Genomic DNA, 17,610 nt, shown 5'->3' with positions numbered 1-17,610 from the left:
CCAATGAAAATCCCGAAGGTACTTCAGCACCTAAAGCTTTGGCTCTTTGCCTTGGCACTCTTCGCCGGAAATAGCGAAAAGCTCAACGCGTGGGTCTATCCCGAGCATCGCGAAATCCTCGCTCGTGCCATACAGATGTTACCCCAAACGCACCGCGCGTCGCTCGAGCGGCTTTGGGCACAAGGGCGATTGGCCGCACCAAATCGGCTTTCGCAATTCACCATCGATTCCGCCGCAACCGAACGGCCTGACCGCTTAGACTATGCCGCGTGGGCCGCAATCGCCGGCGACCACGCCTCAAGCTCCGAAGAACTCCTGAAAACAGTGCTGAACGAAGCGTGGATTTTGGATGTCGCTCGCATCGCCGCACGGCTCAATACCGACTTGAAAACACTCAAAAAACGGGAATGGCGACTCAATGCCACGCGCGTTTCCGATATCCTTCTGCAACGCGCCGACCCCGACTATGCCACGCGCGCCGGCAAAAACAACGCGCACTTTTTGCTCCCGCTCCTCACCCCCTCGGAGCCGCTCTTGGATTATCTCTTTGAATGTGTTGATTCACTCGCCGAACCCAACGCACTCGGCATTTACTTGTGGTATCATCACCGCGCATTGCTGAAACTTCGCACGGCAATTCAGCCGCACCACACCGAAGAACATCGCAGGCAAGCCATCCTTTCTGCCTTCGCCGATGAAGCCTTTGCAATTCACTTTATTCAAGATATTTACGCTGCCGGCCACACGGTCGGTTCGCGCGGAAATCCCTCGCTCCGTAAAGGCACGCACGATTTCTACAACGAAAACGGATTGCAAACCAATACGTGGAAAGGTGAAAAAATCATCCTCACCGGCGATGCGTGGATGCGCGAAGACGATCGAAATCTCGCCGCCTCGGTCGTCACCAAAAGCTTAATTCAATTTCTTGAAGCCGCAGAACCTGAAAGTGAACCGCTTGGAAATACCGAAAGCAATGATCTCAACGCCATTGAATTTAATGTGGGTGAAGCCCGCTCAATGCCGCTGCATACTTTGGATGCCGCTGTTTTGAAAAAGGTGATTTCAATTCTAGAAGAAACGCCGGTGCCGGGGCTTTCGAAGGGCATTGGCGAATTGCCGCGATTTCGGGCGGAAATAGGGCCGTTTATCGGAATTTCGCCATCGGCGGGAATCTCCGTCATCAATGGGGCTTTTGGGCAAAACCAAGTCAAATTGGGGGCGGTGAGTTCGCTTGAATTTTCAGTGCGGGTGGGCGTTGGGCTCGATGGCGTGCTGAATGAATCGAGTGACGGATTGGCTTTTTTGCAAGCCGGGTGGCGTCAAGATGCCTCGTCGAGCACGGGCGTCGTCGATGCGGAAAATATTCAGCGATTCGGCTCGATTCTCTCCGCCATTCCGGGTCGAACGTCGTATTCCTTTCGGCTTCGGCTCCCGTACTTTCTCTTCCCCGCAGATTTGCTCATCAGCGCACCATTTCTCTTTCTTTTTTCACCAAAAACGCTGCAAGAAATGGGAACGACGGCCATCAACGGCGGATTAATTCCGCTTCAAAATGGCTTTATGACACCCATTGGGCGATTTCAATTTATGCTTGGCCGTGAAGCAAGTGTGTATTTTTTTGGGCGCTCTGCTCAGCGCGACGCCCTCATTAGCCCCAAATTCGATGAAAATGGAAACGAAGAAACCACCATCTTGGGCTACCGATCAACCTTGGTGGAATTTCCATTTTTAGAATACCGACCTTTTCGGAATTTTTCAACCGATCAAAGTGCCGGATTGATGATGCAATTTTATTTTGGGTGGGATTTTCCGCATCAAGTTGAGGATTTGGTCGATAGCAATCTTGCCCCACCGGAATTAAAATCCTATTGGTTTGTGGGCGTTCGGTTGGTATTTAATTGGCGAGCGTATTTTTAGAAAAAATAATTTCTATTAAAAATAAAAGGACTGAAATTAAAATAATTAAAAATTATAATTGATTTCAGGGAGCGATTCAAACGCAGGTTTCGCAAGGAGAAACCCTTGAACCAAATCGATGCCGAGCGAGCGAATCATTTCCAATTCTTCTTTGGTTTCAATGCCTTCGGCGATTACTTCTGAACCAAGGTCGCGGGCGGTTTGCATAATGCCGCGAACAATGGATTGACTGGGTTTTTTTCGATCGATTCCCCGAATGAGGGCCATATCGAGTTTAATGATATCGGTTTGCAGTTCTGCAAGCAAATTGAGGCCCGAAAATCCCGCGCCGAAATCATCAATGGCGGTCTTAAATCCGCGAGCGTGATAATATTCAACGATATTGCGCAGGTGTGCGAGGTCATCGACGCGTTCGCTTTCGGTGATCTCAAAAATGATTTGGTCGATTGGGAAGCCATAAGTTTCCGCAGCGGTAAGGGTGGTGCGAATGCAGAGTTCAGGGCGATAAACGGCGTTGGGCAGAAAGTTGATGCTTAAAAAGGTTGGCATCTTTAATTCAGCGGCCAATTTAATGGCCTTGGTCCGGCAAGATTGATCGAAGCGGTAGCGGTTATCATCATTCACAGAATGAAAGATATTCTCGGCGGGTTCGTTGTGCGTGCCGCGAACAAGGGCTTCATAAGCAAAAACGCTTCGGGTTGAAAGGCGAAAAATGGGTTGAAAGGCCATTGAGAAGTGAAAGTCGAGTCCTTCTCCTCGCAAACAGGCGTCGCAGCCTAAGTCAGTCCAATTGTTTGGTTGTTTCATGAAAAATTAAGTCCAATTCGCAAAAAATGTGATGTCTTTTGAAGTAGTGTTTATCAAGAGGATTGAATTTAAAGATACGAATTATAATAGAGGATGAAAGGTCGAGAATGAAACTATTGAGAGATTAATTTGAAAGTCGAACCAAAGAAACCGGCTTGCCGCCCACCTTCAGCGAAAGCCACGCGCGAAGTTTGGCTTCATCAAATGGCGGCGCCTTTTTGCCTTTCTCGCGGCTTTCGTTCAACGAATACAAGAAAGTGATTTTCGGGCCTTGGCCGTAACTGCCATACGTCAGGGCGTGCTTCCCCATCGAAACGGATGCGATTTCAGGGAAAAGAATGCGGAGTTCGCTTTGAATAAAAACCGTATCAAAGGTGTATTCCGAAAGCCTTTGCCGAAGCGAATCCAATTCGATTTGTTTTTTGCTCAAAACTTGATCCTTCGCGCTAATTTCTTTCAGAATTTCTCCCTTCAAATCGCGCGTGTTTTGTTTAAGAATGAGCGAGGCATCGCTAAGCCCAAAGCGTTCAAGCGAGCGTTGCAAATTGGCGAATTCGGTTTCGGAAAACTTTTTATCGTAAAGAGCCAATTCAATGGTTTTAGGTGAGCCTTTTGGGGTAAGTTTTTGATAGAGAATCGCGTATCCGCGTTGCAGAAATTCTTCATCAATAAACCGCTGCATTTGGCTGAGAATCTTTTTTTCTTGATAAAGATCGTAAGCCAAGTACACGCTTGGAGCAATCAGCACAATGAGAAGAATCGAAATCACCCGCCGTACAAGCGATGCCCGCCGCTCATCCACCGCTTCCACGGGCGGATATCGCAAAAGCTTGGCAATGAGTAGCGTGGCAACCCCAATGAAAAAGCAATTGATGAGATAGAGATAAAGCGCGCCAAAAAAATACGCCGCGTTACCAATCGCCAAGCCATAACCGGCGGTGCAGAGCGGCGGCATGAGTGCCGTGGCAATGGCCACACCCGGAATGGGATTTCCTTTGCTGACACGGGTGATGGAAATAGCGCCCACCAAACCACCGATAAAAGCAATCATCACATCATAAATATTCGGCGATGTCCGTGCCAAAAGTTCCGATTGTGTTTCCTTAAACGGGCTCAGAAAAAAATAAAGCGCGGAAACGGTAAGGCTCACAACTGTAGCAATCGCCAAGTTTTTTAATGCACGGCGAAACAGCGCAAAGTCGAAGGTGGCGAGTGCAAAGCCCGCCCCGACTATCGGCCCCATCAGCGGCGAAATCAGCATCGCGCCGATAATCACGGCTGTAGAATTCACATTCAGCCCAATTGACGCAATAAAAATGGCGCAAGCTAAAATCCATAAGGTGGAATTGCGAAAGGATATTGAGTTTTTAACTTCTTCTAAAACCAATTCCTTTTTCTCTTCACCAACCTGAAGGCTGATAAAGCGGAAGATGTTTCTAATCATAAAGTTATTGAGGTAGATGAACAAAGCCGAAGAAAGAAACGGATGATCGAAATAGATCAACAAGCAAATTTATCGAATCTGAACCAAGATTCTTGAAGAGGAAAACGAAAGATGATGAAAAAACCTTTTTCGACCCCAGCGGTGTCGCATGTTTATTGAAGGAAATAATTGGTAATTCTTCGACCCGGTTCCGGGCCGTATGTTCTTCTTGGAATACAATTGCAAGGGTTATAAATACGAGAGCCACACCTTTTCGCGATGCGATGTTTTATAGGCATCATATCGCTTGCACAACGGATACAAGCCCGCGACAACCGCCATCCAAACCAAATACACCACCCCCAAACTAAACCCGTAAGGTGTAGTGGTAAGCAAAAAGAAAGTTTTGGGCGCTAACTCAATCGATTCTTGCAGTGTATGACCTTGCAAAAAAAATGCGGCGGCAGAAAGCAAATGAATCACATAAAAATGAATGAGGTAATAGAAAAAGGCGGTTCGGCCAAAAGTCTCAAATGGCGTGAGATAGGGTAAGAGCGACTGTTGAAATCGCTCAATCGCACTTAATGCAAGGAAAAGTCCGCCCAATGTCGCTGACAGGTAAAGAAGCGAGGGCGGGTATTTATTGACATTAAAAAAGGAATATAGTGTTTGAGCAACGGAATCGCCAATGACCCAAGGCTGTGGATTCCCATAAAAATTGGTTGCGCGGAGCACCAAAAAAAACAACAGAAGCACTGTGCCGGCAATGCTAAAAAACCGTGTTCGCGAAGTCGCATTGTTAGGTGAATCAAAAAGCTTTCCTGCGGCATACCCCAAAAGCATAACTCCTGCCCATACCGGGGCGGGATATATAAAAAAAATTGAAAATGACTCCGAAATCGGATGTATAACAAAGCCAAGATGCATGATTTTCCAGAATAGAGATGGGGAGAAATCAGGTTGTAGTTCAAGTGAATCAAATGCATTATGCCCAAAAACAATGATACTTCCAATGGCGAGATATACCCAATAGGGGGCACGCAAAAGAATAAAAAAACCAAGCACAATCATTGAAAATCCAATGGCCCAGATTACTTGTAAGCCAAGAAAATTAAAAAGCGGGTTGAAAGTGAGTGCAAAGGTTACGAGAGTGATTTCGGCGAAAATCAACCAAAGGCCTCGAGTGAAAAGAAAGACGGATAGTGATGAAGACGTTTTTCGTAGCGATTGCAGATAAATCGATGTTCCGGAAAGAAAGACAAAAGTTGGCGCACAAAAATGAGTGATCCACCGTGTGAGATACAAGGCCGGGTGCGTGGTTGCGGGATCGAGCGGGTCGTGAAAGAGAACATCGGCATGAAAGAAATCGCGGGTGTGGTCTAAGGCCATCACCACCATTGCAATACCGCGCAAAATATCAATCACCACAATGCGCTGCTTTTCGACTTGAGTCATACAAGAACAAATTTTTAATTAAGAGCCATTGGGCGATGTGCAATAGTAACAAAAAGAACCAACGCAAAAAAATTATTCACTCTCGCAGATGAATATTTCTGGATAATGGGTTTTCGGCCCCAGCGGGGTCGGATATTAATAAAGGAAATGAAGGAAAAAACCCCGACCCCGCTCGGTTTCGATTGTTCACTTTAATGTAGAGTATAATTCAGAAAGCTGTTTAATCTGTAAAGCAATTTCAGGGGGATAGTTGGGGTTTTCAGTGGTTGGTTTATACCACTTAAATTGAGAAAACATTTTCTCCCATAAAGGATTCTTAAACCGATACCCAAATAATGCAGCAAATCCATTAATAATGTGTCGGATTTGGTATCGCTCTAAAGGAACATATAATCCATTCAAAATAAATTTTGCAACTGATTCATAAACATAAACAAAATATTCTTTACCATATTCTGATTCATATTTTAATTCATTTTTAACTTGGTTGAAATAGCTATCAAAATTTTTGGGGTTACTTTGCTGAATAAAAAATGATAAACTATCGCAAACAGGAAAAAATAAAATGGAATTTGAAATAGCTGAGTTATAGAAAATAGCAGAAACATCAAATTTTGGTTTGAAGTCTGAAAAGAGCCATTCTACAGTATTATTCGTTGTATCAACCTTAAAATTATTGTTAGGAAATGGTTTTAAGCCCTCTTCGTAATTGACCAATGAAATAACTCTCTTATTATCTTTAAAATCAATTTTAATATCAGATCGATTTGAAAAAGTCATTTTAAAACCGGGTGAGAATTTAAATAAAATTCTTGCTTTTTTTATATTTCCTGCCCAAAGTGAACCTGTTTTAAGAATATAGGTATAAGCATCATATTCTGTTCCATCATTTGAAAAGCCATAACCTTTACCTTGATTGAATGTATTAACAACTCGAATCTTTTCTTTTGGCTTAAATGTATATGTGAAAGAAAAAGCATAATTATAATCTGTATCAGGAATTATAGGAATCAAATTTCTCTTGCGTTCTTTTCCATTGACCCAAGTAAGAAAATTCATTTGACTATTGATTCTTGCAATTTCATATAATGTATCTCTTGAAGAAGGATCGTAATCATACTCTTGCTCATCAAACTTTGCAGAAATTGGAAATCCAAATGTAACCCTCTGAACAGAATCTGAGAGGTTTAGAAAAATAAAGGTAGTAACAAATTCACCGCTCGTAACATCGTAAATTACTTCTTCTTCAACCATTTGAATTGAAGAACTTTTGAGCGGAAATAATGCCCCACCTTCAGGCCCTGAGATATAAGATCCGTCGTTTGCAAAAAGTGAAAACTTATTGAAAAAAATTACAAAAAGGGAAAAAAGTAAATTTTGAAAAGGGATAAATAAGGTTTTTTGTCGCGGAGTGTTCATTGTAAAAAAAAATATTTAAGCAATTTTAGAGAGATATTGTATTAACCTTCCTCTGAATATAGCGTTCATAGTAGAAGTTCACAAAAAAAGGAGGAAACATGAACTGTTCATCACTTGCATTACTTATTGGTATTTTTTCAGGATTTGCTGTTCTCTTGGGCATACAGATTTACAGATTTGGAATCAATAACCCTGAAAATATCGATTTGTTAATTCTTTTCTTTATTACTTCGCTCGGCTGCGCAATCACCCTTACATCTACAACGCCCATTAAACAACCTCAAGGCCATTCCTGCAAGAAATTGAATCGAAATCAGAAGGAATTAAAGGGAACGGGAATTCAAGTATATTGAGGTTCAAAAAACTTCAATGATATGTCAATCGAACTCATCATTCACGCCCGCGAGCGGCAAGTCGGAAATTTTACGGTTAAGCGCTTGTTGCCCTTTGGGCTAAAGCGAATGGTTGGCCCTTTTATCTTTGTTGATGAAATGGGGCCGCACGCGATTTCTCCCCACACCGAAGGCGACGTATTGCCACATCCCCATATCGGGCTTTCAACCGTGACTTACCTCTTCAGCGGGGCGATGCTTCATCGCGATAGCAGCGGAAGCGTGCAAGAAATTCACCCCGGCGATGTCAATTGGATGACTGCCGGCAGCGGCATTGTTCACTCTGAGCGCTTTCCCGAATCCGTCAAGAAAAACGGAACGCTTCTGCACGGACTTCAAACGTGGGTCGCACTCCCAAAAGACAAAGAAGACACTGCGCCGACTTTTGAGCATGTACCAAAATCCATTTTGCCCACTTGGGAATCGGGGTCAATCTCGTGGAATCTGATTTTAGGAAATGCCTTCGGGAAAGTAGCGCCGGTTCATGTGTATTCACCGCTCTTTTATTGCCACTGTGTTGCACTCGAAACCACCACGTTACATCTCACAGCCGAATTTGGCGACAGCCCAACGCTTGAGCGTGCCTTTTATGTCGTTGAAGGCAGCATTGAAACCGAAGGGCAAATTATATCAAAGGGTACAATGGTCAGCTTTAAGCCCAATGAACCCATCTCACTCACCTTGCAAAATGGAACGCGTGGGATGTGGCTTGGCGGTGAAACATTTCCCGAAAAAAGATTTATATGGTGGAATTTTGTTTCGAGCGATGAGGCGAAAATCGAGGCCGGAAAAGCGCGTTGGAAAGCCCAAGCATTCCCGAAAATTGAGGGTGAAACCGAATTCATTCCGCTGCCCGAAAAGTGAACTCCCCAAAAGGATTTCAAAGCGAATCGGCTCACTTAATCAAGCAATTCCTTGCGCAAAGTGGGCACTAAAAATATCTGCCACGCCGCTTCTTCATCACCGGCTCCTCCCACTTCTCAACAGAGTTTTCTGTAACCACATAAACATCAAACCCGCGCGTATCGGTCGCTGCGCCGCCGGTGAAATCGCCGAAAGCCGGTAAAATAACCTGCCGCTCCGAAACAAGAAAGCACGGCAACCGCAGGCGAGACTGCTTCCCGCCAATCGAAACCCGTGGATGCAAATGCCCCGCAAACGTGAGCCTGCCCGCCGTTTCGGAAGGATGATGATCAAAGATGAAATCGCCGGCGGCCATCGGCCCGCGATGAATCGTGAGTGAGAGCGAGGAAAATGAAACACGCTTTTCATGATTGCCTACAATCAGCGTTACTGAAATGCCTTCGTGAAGAAGTGATTCTATCCATTCATTGACTTCTGAAACAAGCGACGGCGTAAGCCCTTCCGGTGCGTGAAAGAAGTCGCCTAAAAGAAAAATGGTTTTTGCGTTACACCCAATCGCGGCCTCGCGAAGCCGAGACAAATCGCGCGCGCTGTGCCCCGAAGGAACGGGAACGCCGTAGGCTTGGAAGGTTTCGGCTTTGCCTAAGTGAACATCGGCGGCAAGCAAAATCTGCTTATCCGGAAGAAAAAGTGTTTTGGAAGGAAGGAGTAAAAGGCTTCCAAATTGGGTTAAAACGGATGTCATTTCGAAATTAAATTAAAGTGACCGTAGGCAAGCCAAGTGCGCCGAGCTTTTTGAAAACGCCCTTATATTCTCTACTTTGCCAAGAGAAAAGCGCCCAACATCACACAAAATTCATAAATTAGCCTAATCGTCATTTAATACTTAGCGATAATTAAGTTCCGGTCGTCATTTTCGGTATGCGCTTTCTTTTCGATAAAATCCTTATAAAAATTCTTCTCATTGGAGTAACGCTATTGGTTACCGTGAGTGGATTCAGTCAGAACCGAAAAATCGATAGCTTGAAAGCTGTTTTGGAAGCGACGCCTTATGGCATAAAAAAAGTTCAATTGCTTCATGAGCTCTCGATTGCTTGCGAAAATTCTACGCCCGAAACCGGATTGCAATATGCTATTGAATCGCTTACCCTCTCTGAAAGTTTGAAAGACTCGTTGCTGATTGCGTTCTCTTTGGCGCGAGTTGGTTTTGGGCATTTGACCCTCTCTAATTATCCGCGTGCGCTTGAAAAATTCTACCAAGCCCAATCCATTTACGAAAGCAAAAAGGATCGCGCCGGAATCGCTGAAATTAAAAATTACATTGGCAATCTGTATTCGATTATGGAGCGATTCGACGATGCCTTGCTTTACTTCCGCGAATCGCTGACCATTTATCAAGAAATCGGCGATTCTCTTAACCGCCCACGCGAGTACGGCAATATTGGCATTATGCTTCTTCGTTTAAAAAACTATAGTGAAGCCTTGGGCTACCTTACCAAAGCCTATAAGCTTCATGAAAATATGAATCAATTGGGGTCGATGGCTGTGATGCTGACCTTTATTGCCATTACCTATCAGGAGCGAGGGGACATCGATAATTCATTATCGGCAAACCTCAAAGCCATTGAACAGTTAAGAAAGGGTCTTGGCAATGAAAAGTTTCTTGCCATTGCGTTGCAAAATGCCGGAATCATTTACACACAGAAAAAAGTATTCCCAAAAGCGGCGGCTTATCTCAAAGAAAGTATGGAAATCGCCGTTAAGGGTGGCTTTCGTGAGCAAGAGCGAGATGCCATTTTAGCCATTTCAAAAATGCACGCCGCGGAAGGAAAATTTAACTTGGCTTATGAAAAACTTTTGGAATACCAAAGTTTGAAAGAATTGCTATTTAATCGGGGCTCGGCAAGCCAAATTGAGAAGCTGCAAAATGATGCGATAGAAGTAAAAAATGCACAGGAAATTGCACGACTGCAGCAAGAAAGCACGATTCAAAAATTAGAATTGGAGCAGTTTAACTTTACGCGCAAAGTCGGGATTATTTTTCTTGCACTCTTGATAGTGGTTGCCGCACTCGGGGTAAACCGTTACTATATCAAGCAACGCTCGGAAAAAGAATTGCGAGAAAAAAACAACTTGCTTCACAAGCAAGCTGAAGAGCTTGACCGGCTCGCGCGAACCGATGTTCTCACCGGCATCGCCAATCGCCGCGCTTTCGATGAACTTTTAGAATTGGAATTCGGAATTGCGAAGCGCTATAAACATGTGCTTTCGGTGGCGATTTCCGATATCGACTTCTTCAAAAAAATCAACGACAATTTCTCCCACGAAATGGGAGATCAAGCCCTGAAAGCAATTGCTCAAGTGTTTAAACAAAACTGTCGGAAAACAGATACGGTTGCTCGTTACGGAGGAGAAGAGTTTGTTTTTCTTTTTCCCAATACCGGTTCAGACCAAGCAAGAATGGTGTGCGAAAAAATTCGCCAAGCCGTTGCTTCCTATCCGTGGAGCACACTTCACCCCGAGTTAAAAGTGACTGTATCAATAGGAATTTGCAGTGATGTCACAAAAGAAAATGCGCTCGATATGATTGCCGCCGCCGATGAAAAACTCTACGAAGCCAAGCATAACGGGCGAAATCAAGTGAGGATGTAGCCTGCTTCCTTTCACACCAATTAAAGATTAATTGGCGCTCACCCGAGAAATCTGTACGTTAGGCTTATAAATTGGAAAGAGTTGAAGTATGACAAATCTCATATCCGAAAACCGGCATCTTGCCTTGCTGCACAAATACAACACGCCAGTTCCGCGCTACACCAGCTACCCCACCGTGCCGTATTGGAAAAGCAATCTGAACGAAACTGCTTGGCTTCAAACGCTCAAAAAAACCACTGAAGCCGCTCAAAATGGCTGTGGTCTTTCGCTCTACATTCACATCCCGTACTGCGATTCCAAATGTTTTTTTTGCGGATGCAACACGGTCATCACCCGCCATCATGATGTCGAGAAACCGTATATCGATGCGGTCATTGCAGAATGGAAAATTATTCGCAAAGCACTGGGTTTTAAACCGCTCATTCGTGAGGTGCATGTGGGCGGCGGCACACCCACTTACTTCGCCATTGCAAGCCATCAACGGCTTTTTGAAGCGCTTCGCCGAGAAGCGGTTTTTTCGGATGAAATTGAAATGAGTTATGAATCAAATCCGAAGAATACAACACGCGAACAGTTGGAAGGATTTTTTGAATTAGGGTTTCGCCGCCTCAGCTTTGGGATTCAAGATTTTGATCATGAGGTTCAAACCATCATTAATCGAATTCAACCCGTCGAAATGGTGGCGGAATCGATGCGGCTTGCAAGAGAAGTGGGTTACGCATCCATCAATCTTGACCTCGTTTATGGCTTACCGCGTCAAACCCAAGAAAGTGTGCGTAAGACCATATTGGCCGTTCGCGACCTTCGCCCCGATCGAATTGCCTTTTATGCCTATGGGCACAACCCACAGCTTTACCCCGAGCAGAATCGATTTAAGAACGAACACCTCCCCGAAGGCGAAGAAAAGGAAGCGCTTTATGAATTGGGGAAAATGCTCTTAGAAGAAGAATTCACCGGCACTCGTTACAACGAAATTGGAATGGATCACTTCGCCCTCGAAACCGATTCGCTTTGGCATGCAGCAAAAGCGAAGAAGCTTCACCGAAACTTTATGGGCTACACCACGAGCAGTACGGCGGGCGTCATCGCACTCGGCGCTTCGGCGATTAGCGATGCGTGGGGCGCGTTTATTCAAAATGAAAAAGAACCCAACCGTTATATGGCGCAAATTGCCGAAGGCAAACTTCCCATCATTCGCGGGCACTTGTTAAATGAAGAGGACTTGATTCTTCGGCGGCATATTCAAAATTTGATGTGTCACTTCGAAACAGATTGGGTGGAAGAGGCACTGCAAACACCGGCTTTGGATGAAATTTTGACTCGGCTTCAAGCCCTTCAAGTTGATGGTTTGGTTGAACTCCTGAACAAGTCTGTACGCGTTACAAAACTTGGGATGCCCTTTATCCGTTACATTTGCCGCGAATTCGACGAGCGATATTATTATTCGATAAATGAAAAAAACAACTACTGCCGTTTAGCAAAGTGAACACACCATTACTTTCGACTCAATCAATAAGTGAATGAATTGTTTTGTATTTTGAAAAAAACAGTTGAATGGAAATATATCTTGTAAGGCATACCACGCCTTCAGTCGATTTGGCTTTGTGTTATGGGCAAACCGATCTTGACTTAGCCGATTCTTTCGAAAGTGAAGCTGCAGCAATTAAAGAAAAACTCCCTTTGGTATTTGACGCCGTTTATTCAAGCCCGCTACAACGCTGTGCAAAACTCGCAGGCTTTTTAACGCAAGGCCCGGTTCATTACGACGCCCGCATTATGGAAATCAGTTTTGGTGAGTGGGAACTTAAACCGTGGGATGATATCGGCAAAGATGAAATTGAACATTGGGCTGAAAATCTTGAACACCGTGCCCCGCCCGGTGGAGAGTCGCTTTCGGATTTATTTCTTAGAGTCAATGAATTTATTGATGAAATCACGAAAATGAAATATGATCGGGTGCTTATCGTCACCCACGGCGGCGTGCTTCGCTCGGTGCTTGCTCGAGTTCTTGAAATGCCCGTCCGAAATATTTTCCGCTTTAAACTTTCCTTTGGAGATGCTTTTCTCTTTAAGCATTCACCCGATAGCCAAAGGCTTTCTATTCGCCAAATCAAATGATGGTCTCCTCAAATCAAGCCTGCTGCTCTCTTTGCGGAAGTGAGCGTATTATTTCTGTTAGTGCAAAGACCGGCGACTTGTGCGTCATTCAATTTAAATCAAAACGATTTTTAGGCAATCTTCCAAAAGAAATTGGCATTGGCGGCGGAGAATATCTCGAACTTCGCTTTTGCCTTCAATGCGGCCGAATTCAAAATGACTTTCCTCGTTTGCACACTTCCCTTGAAAGCGATGCCCAAACCTAAAGAAGAATTGCTCCAAACGCTTTCGCGTTACAAATCAGATCGAATTCGCGGCGTGCTTCTTCAAGTATATTTCGATCCCGACTTTCTGCCGAATGAGGGCTTTGACGATGAACTCGAATCGCTTGGCAGAGAATTGCTTGATCAATCCGGATCACCTTTTCTGGCTTCTTTGGAGTGTGAAGTTGGGCTAAGCCGATTTGAAACTGTTTATTTGGTTCATATTTGGTCTGAAGAATTTCATGAAAAAAATCTCCCTGCCGGCGACCTAAGCGATATGCAAAAATGGCATCAAGAGTCTGAACTAGAGGAACTATGTCGATTTATGAAAAGTCTTTCTGACGTTATATTATCGCTACCAATCAAGGGACTTCACTTAGTACCTGAACCAAAAGATTAAAGAGGCTTCAAACCTTGTATAAATGAAATGGCGAGAATAAAAATTGAGTTTCCGGAAAAGGTGGTGTTTCAAACCCAATTGGATATTCGAATCACCGACCTAAACTTCGCCGGGCATGTCGGGAATGATAAGTTTATGTCGCTTGTGCATGAAGCTCGCGCACAATTCTTTAAGGCACACGGGTGGAGCGAATTGAATGTCGAGGGTGTGGGAATTGCGCTTGCAGATACGGCAATCGTTTTCAAGCGCGAACTTTTCTATGGCGATTCGCTTCTCGTTGAACTAATGTTAGGCGGGTTTTCGCCTGTCGGTTGCGATATTTTCTACCGCCTCATTCATGTTGACTCCGGTCGCGAAGCCGCGCATGCCAAAACGGCAATTGTATTTTTCAACTACAGCGAGCGAAAAATTGCCCCGATGCCCGCAGCCTTTGGTGATCGCTTTATGTAAAAAAAGCTAAAACAAAAAAGGAGCACCAATCTGGCACTCCTTTTCAAAATATCTGAAGTCGTTCGTTACTTCTTTTTTGGAAGCATCTCAGCCGCTTTAACGGCCATTTCTTCTTTTAGCTTTGTAAGTTCTGCAACAGCGGAATCAAAATCACCCTGAATTTTGGTGACATCGCCGGTGAATTCATCTTTCTTAGCCATTAATTCCGTACCTAAAGTCTTTAAAGCTTCAAGAGTTGGGAGTTCTTTCTTAAACCCATCCAGTTTTCCTTTTTGCTCGGTAACGAAGGTCTTGTACTTGGCATATAAACCATCATACTCGGCAATTTTAGAATCAGCAATAGCAAGAAGCGAATCGGCTTTGGTTCCCTTAAGGGTTGAATCAGCTCTGAATTCAGCCAGTTTTGACTTCATGCCATCAACGGCGGCACCCATTGCACTTTCGCTGTCTCCAAGCGAAGAAACGGTGGTGGTAAAATCAGCAATTTGTTTGAGTTGCTCAGCGGAAGGTCCGCAGCTTGAAAAAAGCACTAAAAGTGCAAAAGCGAAAACAAAACGAAAGTTCTTCATCTGAATGATTGGTATTGATTAAATAAAAAATGAAATTTTAGCGGTGACGCTCAAATTTGTGGCGCAAAAATAGACAATTACCATAATATTGCCTCAAATTCATTGCTTTAATTAATCATTACTTGTTTTCAATTCAATTTGGTTAATAAAGGAAACGGACAGAAAGCATATTGGCAGTCCCTAAGCTTTCACTAAACGGGATAACGGCATAATCGATTTGAAAAGGTTTTAAGCCAATGCCTACACCAAATGAAAGCGTCCGTGCCGTTTGAATGAATTGATATCCTGCACGAACAGAAAAGATGTTATCATAGTTAAATTCCGAACCCAACATAACTTGATTCGGTGTGCGATTCAAACTACCGGAATTTGGAGTAACATTGTCAGTCAGTAAAAGGGAAAGATTGGTAATGGAATTCGCTTCAAAAAGAATTGAACTTTTTAGCGAAGCCAGTGGAATTCGATAGGAGGCCCCAAGCCGAATCTGTGTTGGCATTTGAGATGATTCTCCGGCAAGCGGCGACATCCACCCGATATTTTGTAGTGAAGCCCCAAGTTGAAACAGAGGAGTAACGGCGTAGGAAGCAGAGATATCAAATGCTGCACCCATTGCATCATCAACAAATAACTTTTCATAAAGCACCTTTCCGGTTAAGGCAATTGAAAATCCCTCCGCCATATCCCGAGCATAAGAAACCGAAAGTGCAGCACTTTGCGCGGTAAAAAAACCAACAGGATTTTCACTGGCAATTGTGCGAACAGGAATATCACCAACGGTAAACCACTGAAACGATGCGCCAAAAGCCGATTCTTCACCTTTTGCGGAAATCGCTACAAAGCTCGACTGTGTATCAAAAATCCATAAGTTATGAGTGAAAAGAACCTCTGAATTTTCACCTGAATTGAGCCGAGCAGGATTGTAATAATTTGCAGCTGCCCCAATCGATGAGGCGGTTCCGGTATTGCCTCTTGCTTCTTCTTGAGCGCCGTTACCAAGCCCAAGAAATGAAAGTCCGCCACTTTGCGCTAAGAGAAGATTCGGAAAAAATGAAGTGAAAAGTAGAAGAAAACACCGAAGCGAGTGAATTCGAAATGCTGACAATTGAAGTTCGTTTTGACGCGTCACGATTAAGTCGAGTAAGTTGAATCGAAAGATAATCAAGTTCCATAGGCATGCAAGCGGCAAATAATGGGATGATTGTAGGATGATTGAGCCGAGGGAAAACATTTGTAGAGAAGAATTTTTCCAAAAAAAGTCAAAAATCTACTTGCCTTGAATCAACATTTCTTCATACTTCTGTCGCCTTGATGGATCGGCTTTAATGACCGATTCATATACTTCACGTCGAAGCTGTTGATCGCTGGTTCGGAAAATTTCACCAATCTCAAGAAATTTTGAATCAAAAAAACGGCGAACAAACATTGAGCGTGGGAAGCGGAGTTCAGTATCAACAACCGCATTGACTGCATCGGCAACTTTGCGGCGTGCCGCTATAGGATCGCCGTGAAATTCATCAAGCGCATTGTAATGATAATCGTAAAAAGCTTCGCGTGCGGCGTTAAATCGAGGGTCTAAAAGCTCATCTACAAGATTTTGCCGGTTGATTCCGCCGCCGTCGCTTAGTCGCCAGCCCCTCGGCGAAGTATTATTGGCTTGTGCCAATTGTAAAATTCGTCTTGCGCGTTCATAATGAACCGTGCCTCCAAATTTTTCAAATGTATCTTGATCGTACCCGATAATGATGTAGGCATAATAATCAAGAAAACTTGGAAGCGGATTGAAAATCAGATCGTTATGAATCAGGTTTCCTTGCCGGTCGTCATAAAGAAAATCAAGATCGGTATCAAACAAACGAATAATCGAAGCAAAACGGAGTGAACGGTATATCGGGCGACTGCTGCTAAATGCAACCTGAGCCGAATATCGCGGTGGTGAGGCATTGATATCCGCAGCGGTGAATTGAAATTCAATTCGAACTTGAATTCGATCTTCAGGGGTTTGAAATTCAGTGAGGTTCGTCCAACGAAAAGTATTGATGTAATCCATCACAACTTGCCGGAAGTTTTCGATCCTTTTCCTTGCGTCTGATGGCAATTGATCGACATTGATTTTGACATCGCACTGAATTTCTTGACCAAAAACCACTCCCGTTGAGCCAAAAACAAGAAAAGCCAATATCGCAATAAGGCGCTTCGTGAAGCATTTGAGAAATTGAGAAAATTGCGGAAAGAATTGATTCATTGGCTAAAGTGTAAAAATGCATTTTTCAAGAAGGAGAAAAAAATCAAACGAAAAAAGAGAATTTAGCGAGCGAAATCAATTTGAAAGGAGAAATATAGAGAATCGCTGACAGGAATAGCGAAAAGCGTAGGTCGCTCAACCTTAAAGTCCGTGAGGCGAATGGCGGCTGTTCCTTTAACCTTCCAACCCATATCCGTGGCTGACGCAGAAGCGCGGAAACGAACGGGATTTTCTACCCCGTGAAATTGCAAGATGCCTTCGGCATTGTAAATCACTTCAGCGGAATTCGTCCCAAGTGGGGTGAGGGCAGTGCTTGAAAATCGTACCTCCGGGTAGGTCAGGGCATCAATGACTTCCATTGCGTGGGAATCGCGGTTACTGTTGCCACTATCAAAAGTTGAAACATCGGCAACAAACGAAACGCGCTCTAACTGCTTCCTTTCTAAATTCTCTTCGGCTTCGCAGTAAAACTCCCGAGAAGTTGCTTCAATCTTATGCAGTGGGTGCGAAAGTGAATAAGTTATCGATGATGTCGCTTGTTTGGCTTTGAGTTTCACGGTTTCATTTCTTCCTTCAACCGTTGATGACGCTGTGCAAAAGAGGATAAGGGAGAAGGCAAAGAAAACTGCCGTGTGAAAAGTAAGTCGGGTTCCGTGCATC

The 17,610-nt window shown here is 44.1% G+C and carries 18 protein-coding genes; 9 read left to right on the top strand and 9 right to left on the bottom strand.

Translation table 11 applies throughout. The annotated features are described in order from the left end of the window. Positions 1–3: 3 nt before the first annotated feature. A complete protein-coding gene (locus tag SFU91_14845; GenBank protein MDX2130310.1) occupies positions 4–1,917 on the top strand; it encodes a hypothetical protein in 1,914 nt (637 codons plus the stop codon). A gap of 45 nt (positions 1,918–1,962) precedes the next feature. On the opposite strand, the gene SFU91_14840 is transcribed toward SFU91_14845, so the two are convergent. The 4 genes from SFU91_14840 to SFU91_14825 all read right to left on the bottom strand — a co-directional run bounded on the left by SFU91_14840 (position 1,963) and on the right by SFU91_14825 (position 7,021). After that, complete coding sequence (locus SFU91_14840; protein ID MDX2130309.1) at positions 1,963–2,724, bottom strand: EAL domain-containing protein; 762 nt, start codon at positions 2,722–2,724, stop codon at positions 1,963–1,965. A 124-nt stretch (positions 2,725–2,848) separates the two neighbouring features. Continuing rightward, the gene (locus SFU91_14835; protein ID MDX2130308.1) at positions 2,849–4,168 is read right to left on the bottom strand and encodes a DUF389 domain-containing protein; all 1,320 of its coding nucleotides are present in this window, start codon (positions 4,166–4,168) and stop codon (positions 2,849–2,851) included. Between the two features lie 228 nt (positions 4,169–4,396). Then, the gene (locus SFU91_14830) at positions 4,397–5,602 is read right to left on the bottom strand and encodes a heparan-alpha-glucosaminide N-acetyltransferase domain-containing protein (GenBank protein ID MDX2130307.1); all 1,206 of its coding nucleotides are present in this window, start codon (positions 5,600–5,602) and stop codon (positions 4,397–4,399) included. A 186-nt stretch (positions 5,603–5,788) separates the two neighbouring features. Beyond that, positions 5,789–7,021, bottom strand: coding sequence for a hypothetical protein (locus SFU91_14825; GenBank protein MDX2130306.1), 1,233 nt, complete (start codon positions 7,019–7,021; stop codon positions 5,789–5,791). 98 nt (positions 7,022–7,119) lie between these two features. On the opposite strand from SFU91_14825, the gene SFU91_14820 reads away from it, so the two are divergent. Next, a complete protein-coding gene (locus tag SFU91_14820; GenBank protein ID MDX2130305.1) occupies positions 7,120–7,374 on the top strand; it encodes a hypothetical protein in 255 nt (84 codons plus the stop codon). 21 nt (positions 7,375–7,395) lie between these two features. Then, complete coding sequence (locus SFU91_14815; GenBank protein ID MDX2130304.1) at positions 7,396–8,277, top strand: pirin family protein; 882 nt, start codon at positions 7,396–7,398, stop codon at positions 8,275–8,277. A gap of 67 nt (positions 8,278–8,344) precedes the next feature. On the opposite strand, the gene pdeM is transcribed toward SFU91_14815, so the two are convergent. Beyond that, entirely contained in the window at positions 8,345–9,022 is a 678-nt protein-coding gene (gene pdeM, locus SFU91_14810) for a ligase-associated DNA damage response endonuclease PdeM (protein MDX2130303.1), read from the bottom strand. A 176-nt stretch (positions 9,023–9,198) separates the two neighbouring features. Here pdeM and SFU91_14805 point away from each other — a divergent pair, with 176 nt between their 5' ends. The 6 genes from SFU91_14805 to SFU91_14780 all read left to right on the top strand — a co-directional run bounded on the left by SFU91_14805 (position 9,199) and on the right by SFU91_14780 (position 14,139). Then, positions 9,199–10,929 (top strand): tetratricopeptide repeat-containing diguanylate cyclase, encoded by a 1,731-nt coding sequence (locus SFU91_14805; protein MDX2130302.1) that lies wholly within the window; start codon positions 9,199–9,201, stop codon positions 10,927–10,929. An 88-nt stretch (positions 10,930–11,017) separates the two neighbouring features. Next, a complete protein-coding gene (gene hemN, locus SFU91_14800; protein MDX2130301.1) occupies positions 11,018–12,415 on the top strand; it encodes an oxygen-independent coproporphyrinogen III oxidase in 1,398 nt (465 codons plus the stop codon). Positions 12,416–12,483: 68 nt separating this feature from the next. Next, positions 12,484–13,047 carry an alpha-ribazole phosphatase gene (gene cobC / locus SFU91_14795; protein MDX2130300.1) on the top strand — a complete coding sequence of 188 codons (564 nt, stop codon included), beginning with the start codon at positions 12,484–12,486 and terminating at the stop codon, positions 13,045–13,047. After that, complete coding sequence (locus tag SFU91_14790) at positions 13,044–13,292, top strand: hypothetical protein (GenBank protein MDX2130299.1); 249 nt, start codon at positions 13,044–13,046, stop codon at positions 13,290–13,292. The genes cobC and SFU91_14790 overlap by 4 nt, the downstream gene beginning before the upstream one ends. Then, a complete protein-coding gene (locus tag SFU91_14785; GenBank protein MDX2130298.1) occupies positions 13,279–13,689 on the top strand; it encodes a hypothetical protein in 411 nt (136 codons plus the stop codon). The genes SFU91_14790 and SFU91_14785 overlap by 14 nt, the downstream gene beginning before the upstream one ends. A 27-nt stretch (positions 13,690–13,716) precedes the next feature. After that, positions 13,717–14,139, top strand: a complete 423-nt coding sequence (locus tag SFU91_14780) for a thioesterase family protein (protein ID MDX2130297.1) — start codon at positions 13,717–13,719, stop codon at positions 14,137–14,139. A gap of 65 nt (positions 14,140–14,204) precedes the next feature. Here the strand turns inward: SFU91_14780 and SFU91_14775 are convergent, their stop codons facing one another. The 4 genes from SFU91_14775 to SFU91_14760 all read right to left on the bottom strand — a co-directional run bounded on the left by SFU91_14775 (position 14,205) and on the right by SFU91_14760 (position 17,609). Further along, entirely contained in the window at positions 14,205–14,708 is a 504-nt protein-coding gene (locus SFU91_14775; GenBank protein ID MDX2130296.1) for a hypothetical protein, read from the bottom strand. 142 nt (positions 14,709–14,850) lie between these two features. Beyond that, positions 14,851–15,834 carry a PorV/PorQ family protein gene (locus tag SFU91_14770; GenBank protein ID MDX2130295.1) on the bottom strand — a complete coding sequence of 328 codons (984 nt, stop codon included), beginning with the start codon at positions 15,832–15,834 and terminating at the stop codon, positions 14,851–14,853. A gap of 138 nt (positions 15,835–15,972) precedes the next feature. Continuing rightward, a complete protein-coding gene (locus SFU91_14765) occupies positions 15,973–16,950 on the bottom strand; it encodes a DUF4835 family protein (protein ID MDX2130294.1) in 978 nt (325 codons plus the stop codon). A 62-nt stretch (positions 16,951–17,012) separates the two neighbouring features. Next, on the bottom strand, positions 17,013–17,609 hold the full coding sequence (locus SFU91_14760; protein ID MDX2130293.1) for a YceI family protein: 597 nt from the start codon (positions 17,607–17,609) through the stop codon (positions 17,013–17,015). Position 17,610 lies beyond the last annotated feature (1 nt).

This window comes from Chloroherpetonaceae bacterium, assembly GCA_033763895.1.
In the GTDB taxonomy this organism is placed as follows: domain Bacteria; phylum Bacteroidota; class Chlorobiia; order Chlorobiales; family Thermochlorobacteraceae; genus JANRJQ01.
The sequence above is the reverse complement of the archived record's forward strand: the minus strand, read 5'-3'. Positions and strand labels throughout refer to the sequence as shown.